Annotated in this window: 6 protein-coding genes and 2 pseudogenes; all 8 read left to right on the top strand. The window is 49.5% G+C overall.

Annotated elements, in window-relative coordinates; all coding sequences use genetic code 11:
- Positions 1–1,615, top strand: a pseudogene (locus AF70_RS29515) (DNA/RNA non-specific endonuclease); the annotation flags it as partial.
- The gene (locus AF70_RS29510) at positions 1,612–1,914 is read left to right on the top strand and encodes a hypothetical protein (protein WP_028940409.1); all 303 of its coding nucleotides are present in this window, start codon (positions 1,612–1,614) and stop codon (positions 1,912–1,914) included. The pseudogene AF70_RS29515 and the gene AF70_RS29510, both read left to right, overlap by 4 nt.
- 202 nt (positions 1,915–2,116) lie before the next feature.
- Positions 2,117–2,569 carry a hypothetical protein gene (locus AF70_RS29505; protein ID WP_155954650.1) on the top strand — a complete coding sequence of 151 codons (453 nt, stop codon included), beginning with the start codon at positions 2,117–2,119 and terminating at the stop codon, positions 2,567–2,569.
- A gap of 481 nt (positions 2,570–3,050) precedes the next feature.
- Positions 3,051–3,353: a hypothetical protein gene (locus tag AF70_RS29500; protein WP_019579680.1), complete on the top strand. Its 303-nt coding sequence runs from the start codon at positions 3,051–3,053 to the stop codon at positions 3,351–3,353.
- 263 nt (positions 3,354–3,616) lie between these two features.
- Positions 3,617–3,997: an AHH domain-containing protein gene (locus AF70_RS30155; protein WP_081625698.1), complete on the top strand. Its 381-nt coding sequence runs from the start codon at positions 3,617–3,619 to the stop codon at positions 3,995–3,997.
- Positions 3,973–4,524: a hypothetical protein gene (locus tag AF70_RS29490; RefSeq protein ID WP_019579667.1), complete on the top strand. Its 552-nt coding sequence runs from the start codon at positions 3,973–3,975 to the stop codon at positions 4,522–4,524. Before AF70_RS30155 ends, AF70_RS29490 begins: the two co-directional genes overlap by 25 nt.
- Positions 4,525–4,629: 105 nt before the next feature.
- Positions 4,630–5,823: an IS4 family transposase gene (locus tag AF70_RS29485; RefSeq protein WP_026331731.1), complete on the top strand. Its 1,194-nt coding sequence runs from the start codon at positions 4,630–4,632 to the stop codon at positions 5,821–5,823.
- Positions 5,824–5,926: 103 nt separating this feature from the next.
- A pseudogene (locus AF70_RS29480) lies at positions 5,927–6,475 on the top strand (hemagglutinin repeat-containing protein); the annotation flags it as partial.

Genomic DNA, 6,475 nt, shown 5'->3' with positions numbered 1-6,475 from the left:
TGTCACCAAATCTTCGGTGGATGCCGTGATGGATACCTCCGGGACCGTGACGGCTTGGAAGAACAGCATCAAAAGCTACCCCGATAGCAGCCTGAAAGCGTATGAGGACGCACTCAAGCTGGTTAATGGGCCGGTACAGGCCACCAAGCAGATCTGGACCAACATCCAGNCGCAGCGGATTTCAATTGATGAGGTGCCTGCTTCCGCGAGGGCTGCGTTGGGGGATGAGGTTGCGCTGAATATTGCCAAGAACCTGGTTCGAAATGGCAGGGATGCTGGGGATATCAAGGACCTGGAGCCTGCGGATGTGGTCGCTATTCAAAGCTTCGCGAAGAGATTTGCAGAGTTTGCCAAGCTGCAAGAAAGCTGTGATGTCACGGGTGGCTGTGCGTCGAGTGATTCGGACGGAAAGCGTCCTACTGCAGCTTGGTTTAAGGACGCCGATGGCACCTTAAAGTTCAGGTTAGTCAATGATGTGCAGGCAAACACGCCCGGCAGAAAGTTGCTGCAAGAAACTGCGAAGTTGCAAACGTACTTGGACGGTCTTCCAGTAGAGCAAGCGCAGCTCCTAGGCTTGGGGATTCAGGCCGTCATGGGCCCAGCCAAAATGGCGGTAGGACTTGCCGGTAACGTGGTGGTGGATAAGCTGTTTGGCGACAAAATCGCTGCGGCCAAAGATTCGATATCGAAATCAATTGCGAGTGAGCTCAGTGATAAAGACAAGGATTACCTAGAGAGTAACGATAACTTTTTTAAATTGCTCCACGAGCAGGACCGGGATAAACAGTCAGGCGATGTGTACGTTCGTGGCGCAACCACGCTGCTGAATATTGCCTTGGGAACGGTAACAAACGCTGCAGGTGCTGCGACTGGTAAGGTCATTGGCATCATAGGTGGCAAGGGGGCTGCTGGCGGCATAGCCAAGGTCACGGATCCGCTGAACATTGACCCTAAACATCCTGACTGGAAGAAGGAATTTGGGGAAGCGCCGCAGAAGGGATGGGTGGATGCGGGCCCAACAGGCAAGGGCCCAACGACACCTGTGTCTGGCGATGGCCTCAAGCCCAACGTTGGGGGACATGCCGATATTCCTGTGGTAAAGGTCAATACCGGCAACGCCGTCAAAGGATCTCGTGAGTACGAAATTCTCAATAATCCGAGTGCCAGGAGCCCCAATACCCGATACGAGCTTGATAATGGCGACTCCTTTACGACAAACAGTAAAGGCTTCGTAGAAGAGCTTACGTTTACTCCGAACCAGACGAAGGTCCCTCGAGATTCGAGGCAGACGGCGGCAGGCAAGGAAGGGCGGGACACTGACGTTGGCGGCCATGCTCGGGCGTGTAGCCAGGGTGGGACCTGTGATGGTTATAATCTGTTTCCACAGGACAAGAATTTTAATAACTCGGCATATAAAGTTTTCTATGAGAATAAAATAAGGGCGGCTTTAAATGACCCTTCTAAAACGGTTGGACCGACAAAGATAAAGTTTAATCGGAAAGATCCGGGTTCTGCGCGGCCCGATACGATGGAGTTGACGTATACGATAAATGGCGAGGCGAAAACTTTGTCATTTAAAAATGAAGCTCATGAAGTTCCGGAGATTATATTGTGATTGCTGAAGATCTAGAGTTGGCAAAGAAAATTTTTGACTTGATAGAGTCAGGTATTGTTCACGGCTATGACTCTTTCAGTTATGAGGTCGAGGTTGGTGAAGGGTACATGGAGTGGATGCTCACGGTTGAGAAAGATGGGGTCGCGGTAACAAATGCCGAAACTGATTTCAATGGTGCGATACTGCATTCTTTAATAGAGGAACTAAAGGCTAGCGCAATGAAGCGTGGTGAAGATTGGATTTCGTTTGTTATGTCTTATAAGTGCGGTGGTGAAGTAAAAACCAATTTTAAATATTAGTCATTAGTCGTAATAACGTAATAGGGGGACGCCCATTAGCCGGTCTCGAGTCAAGGCTAATAGGTGTCCCCTTTTTAGTGCAGATTGATTGCGGCTTGGAAGGCTCCACCATTGGGCTCACTCTGAAAATGAGCCTTACTCTCAAATAAATCGTACCCCGCGATGAGGTACATGGTTATCGCGGGGTGAGAAATACTGAGAAATGACGGAAACACTTTCTTCAATTTTTCAACGTACACGAGGGGCTCCTATTCAAGTAGCAGAACGTCTTGTGTACCCGATCTTTCAAAAAAAAATTAAAGCAGGTCGAAGCAATTTCTTGGCTCGAAGATTGAAGTCAACTATGCAGCCTGTGTCTGGACTACGTTTAAAAGTGGTAAAAGGTGAGCTAGAAGTAAATGACCAGCGCCACTCTGAAGTTATTTTATGGGCGGATACTAGCCCGGAGTCCGTTTATTTTTCGGTGCTATCCAAAACAGGTTGCGAATTGAAAATCTGGAATGTATGGCGTGTGAACGATATTGCTCAGGCCTGGGTTGGAAATGCAGGGATGGTAATCAGTGAGGAGGGTCGCATAACAAATTTGGAATGTAGCGGTGGTACTGAAGCAGTAGACTTTTCTACTTTGGTGTTTCAAATAGAGTCTATTGATTAAGATTTACCGCTAGGTGCAAAAGAAGGGGCAAATATTGGAGGGGGCGTTTTTCAAAACGGTGACTCCGCTACGGGCCTTCTGAGTACTCAGTTAGCTAAAGATACTAAGTCGTACCTCACTGATATTCAAAATTTGACAGGTAGGCAGTTCACTCCCCAACAGCTGGATCTTTTGAAAGCAGATCTTCGGGAAAATTCTTACTCGCGTCTCTCCAAAGAGGATGTTGAGTTGAACCGGATTGATTTTGAAAGTGAGAAATAGGGGGCAGACCACAATTCTTTTTGAAGGATAAGCAAAAACGTGGTCTGTCCCCTATTTCCCCCCCCCCCTTCTAAAACTGTTGGTCCGACTACTATAAAGTTTAATCGCACGGATCCTGGTTCGGCGAGGCCCGACACGATGGAATTGACGTATACAATAGATGGCAAGAGTAAGACTTTGCGCTTTGAAAATGAGGCTAAAAAATTCCGGAGGTTATAGAGTGATTATTGAAGATATAGAGTTGGCAAAAGAAATTTTTGCACTGATAGAGGCTGGTATTGTGCATGGTTATGACTCTTTTCGTTACGAAGTTGAGGTGGGTGACGGCTATTCGGAGGAAGAGCTCGTGGTTGAAAATAATGGGGTGGAGGTGACAAATGCCGAAACTGATTTCAATGGCGCGGTTCTATATAGCCTGGTAAAGCGATTAAAAGAAAACTCTAGAAAGCGTGGTGAAAACTGGACTTCATTTGTCATGTCCTATAGGCGTGGTGGCGAAGTAAAAACAAATTTCAAGTACTAATGTTCTGGAGCTATAGAGAGTAGGTCACGAACAAATATGGAAAAGGACAGAACATCGCCCGGTTTCTCCAGACTTTTAAGGAGGTCGTCTTCTTCCTGTAAATGCCGCGGAGAAATAGGGGGCAGACCACAATTCTTTTTGAAGGATAAGCAAAAACGTGGTCTGTCCCCTATTTCCTTGATAACCAAAGATTGCTTTCAGGAACTCCTGGTCAAGTAACTGGCGGTAGCTCAACAAAGCTAGGGCAGAATCTGAACCAAGCAATGGGGAGAAATCGCACCGACTCGTGGGCTGGTTATCAGGCTCAGCACCTGATTCCTTCGGAGTTAAAAAATCATCCTATTCTGAAGAAGGTAGGGATTGATCTGGATGACTCCTCTAATGGCATATTTTTGCCGGCAAGTAAGGCTAAGCCAGAGGGCGCCATAAGCGGTATGCCGAGACATACAGGTAGCCATCCAAACTATACTGAGGCTGTACGAAAAAGTTTGAATGAGATGGACCGAAATCTACCTGTGGAACGGTTGCAAAAACAGGTTTTCGACTTGCAGGGTAGGTTGAGAAATGTTACTGGGTCGGGCATGCCTGTCCGCAACGTAGACGGCGCTAAGACAGAGGTATGGTTGAAATGGTTAGGGAAGTAGAGTTGGGTGAAAATAGCAATCTGGTAAATGAAGTTATTGGCTTTGTAAATAGTGGGTTGCTCTTGAGATCTGTCAATCAGGTTGTTTTGGGAGGTGCCGAAATTTCTGATCTTGCAACGGCAAAAAAATATGCCTGGGTTCAGGTCTATGGGGAAGAGTCTTTCACTTGGGCTGACTTAAGATCAGAGAAGATGAGTGAGGTTTGGGATGTTGTTTACGGTGGGGGCGAAAAATATACTGAGATGGATATTAAACTATCCGAACTTTTGGATGAGTTGAGTCGCTCAGTTCAAAAGCAGCTCCTCCCGAAGCATAGAGAACTATTGGATGATATTGTCTCGGATCTAAAGTGCTGTCTGTATAGTCGAGCTGTTCAAGGTAAGACTAATGAATTTTTTGAGGGAATACTTTCCGCTTATTTAAGCGGTGGGTGGCCGTGTGGGTGGGTAGGTGGCTGGCCCAAGGGCAGTCTCCTTGTATATCGTGACGATGCAACAGATACGGGGGGAATAGGGGACAGACCCTGAGAAATCCCCGATTTTTCTTACGATAAATCAAGAAGTTGGGAATTGAAGAGACCTGCATGGGTCGGCAACTTGTATTGCACCACACAAAAACAAGACACCGACCCTATGCAGGCCATCCGATTCTTACACAGCGCGCTCGCCCAAGCACTTCCCACTGTCCATTCTCGTCGTCTGAAAACATTGATGTGTTGTGTCAGCGCATTACTCCAAGGACGTCGGCTCACTCTGACGGGGCTTGGCCGATTCATGTCAGGCAAGGCCTACCCCAAACACGCCATCAAACGAGTCGATCGGTTGCTGGGTAATCGGCATCTGCAAACCGAGCGCTCGCTGTTTTACTGGGTCATGTTGCGAGCCTTGCTGGGGTCGCTGAGGCATCCGTTGATCCTGGTCGATTGGTCGCCGATCGATGCGGCTGGAGAGTTCTTTTTGTTGCACGCAGCCATTCCTTTGGCGGGACGTTCGTTCCCGATTTACGAAAGCGTTCATGAGCGCGAGGGTTGTCCGAAATATCAAAAACGGTTGCTGCAAACGTTGGCCGAAATGCTCCCCAAAAACTGCGTTCCGATCCTTGTAGCTGATGCAGGTTTTCGCCGGCCATGGATCAAAGCCGTCGAGGCGCAAGGCTGGTATTACGTGGGGCGAGTGCGTAACCGGGACCTCTACCGCAACGACGCACACACTTGGCTGCCGGTTAAAAACCTCTACGCCCTGGCGTCGTCCTCACCGAAATCACTGGGTCGGATCGAGATGACCCAAAGCGCTCCACACTTCATCCATTTGTACTGCGTCAGGCATTCGGCAAAGGGTCGCAAACATCAGCGTGTCACCGGTTCAATCGCCAAAAACAAACTCAGCAGGCAATCGGCTAATCGTGAACGAGAACCTTGGTTATTGGCCAGCAACCTACCGGAGGATCAATGGAATCCATCGAGAATCGTGGCCATTTACAAGCAGCGTATGCAGATAGAAGAAGGCTTCAGGGATGTAAAAAGCGAGCACTTTGGAGTCGGCGTGACTCGCCATCGGAGTCACTGTCCGCGCCGAATCGAAGTGCTTTTACTGATCTCCACTTTGGCCAACTACATCATTTGTTTAACGGGGTTGCAGGCCCGCGAAGCGGGTCATGAACATCGTTTTCAAAGCAATAGCCTTAAACGCCGGCGGGTGTTGTCGCTGTGGCGACTGGGCTTGGAATACTGGCGAAGCGGACGCGGCTCAAACTCTCGAAAAACCTTGGAAAGACTTGAGCGCGCGTTGCGAGCCGAGGTACATCAACAGGCGCAGGCTCTGGAGTAGATTTGTGGGGATCCCTCAGGGACAGATTTGTTTTTTGTAAGCACAGAGGGAGCCAGCTTTTTGTTTTTGCTCGGTTTATAAATAAATCTGTCCCCTTTTTTGTGGCAGCTACGGTGTTGCCACCGAGGACGGCGTTCACGGCAGTTCGACGGCCACTCAGGTTGCCGCTGGAAGGGATGTCACCGTGGACGCCCGCCACGACATCAACCTGGTAGGCACTCAGGTCAAGGCTGGGCGAGATATTGCGCTCGATGCCGGTAATGAGCTGAACATCAGGTCGGCGCAGAACGCCAGCGACAGTGAGAGCAATCGACACAACGGTGGTGGCGAGGCAGGCCTGACGTTCGGCTCTCAAGGCGTAGGCGTCTACGTCAGCGTGAATATCGGCAAGGGCAATCTTGATCGGGAAGGTAACCGACAGCAAGAAGCCTACCTCTACGCGGGCAACCGNCTGGGCTTCACCAGTGGNNAAGACACCAANATNAGCGGTGCNACCCTGCGCGGCGATGAGGTCGTTGGCCGTGTCGGCGGCGACCTGAACGTCTCCTCGGTGCCTGACACCGGTGAAGTCAAAGGCAAAGAGTTCGACCTCAGCGTCACCGCGACCTTTGGTCCAGGGGCTGGTCTCAGTGGCTCTGTGGGGTATGGACAG

This window comes from Pseudomonas sp. KD5 (assembly GCF_012932895.1).
GTDB lineage: Bacteria > Pseudomonadota > Gammaproteobacteria > Pseudomonadales > Pseudomonadaceae > Aquipseudomonas.
This window is presented reverse-complemented; position numbering and strand designations above follow the sequence as displayed.

Bases quoted from the DNA above. Each gene is read 5' to 3' on its own strand.
- AF70_RS29505 (WP_155954650.1), top strand. From the start codon at position 2,117: ATGACGGAAACACTTTCTTCAATTTTTCAACGTACACGAGGGGCTCCT.
- AF70_RS29490 (WP_019579667.1), top strand. From the start codon at position 3,973: ATGGTTGAAATGGTTAGGGAAGTAGAGTTGGGTGAAAATAGCAATCTG.
- AF70_RS30155 (WP_081625698.1), top strand. From the start codon at position 3,617: ATGGGGAGAAATCGCACCGACTCGTGGGCTGGTTATCAGGCTCAGCAC.
- AF70_RS29485 (WP_026331731.1), top strand. From the start codon at position 4,630: ATGCAGGCCATCCGATTCTTACACAGCGCGCTCGCCCAAGCACTTCCC.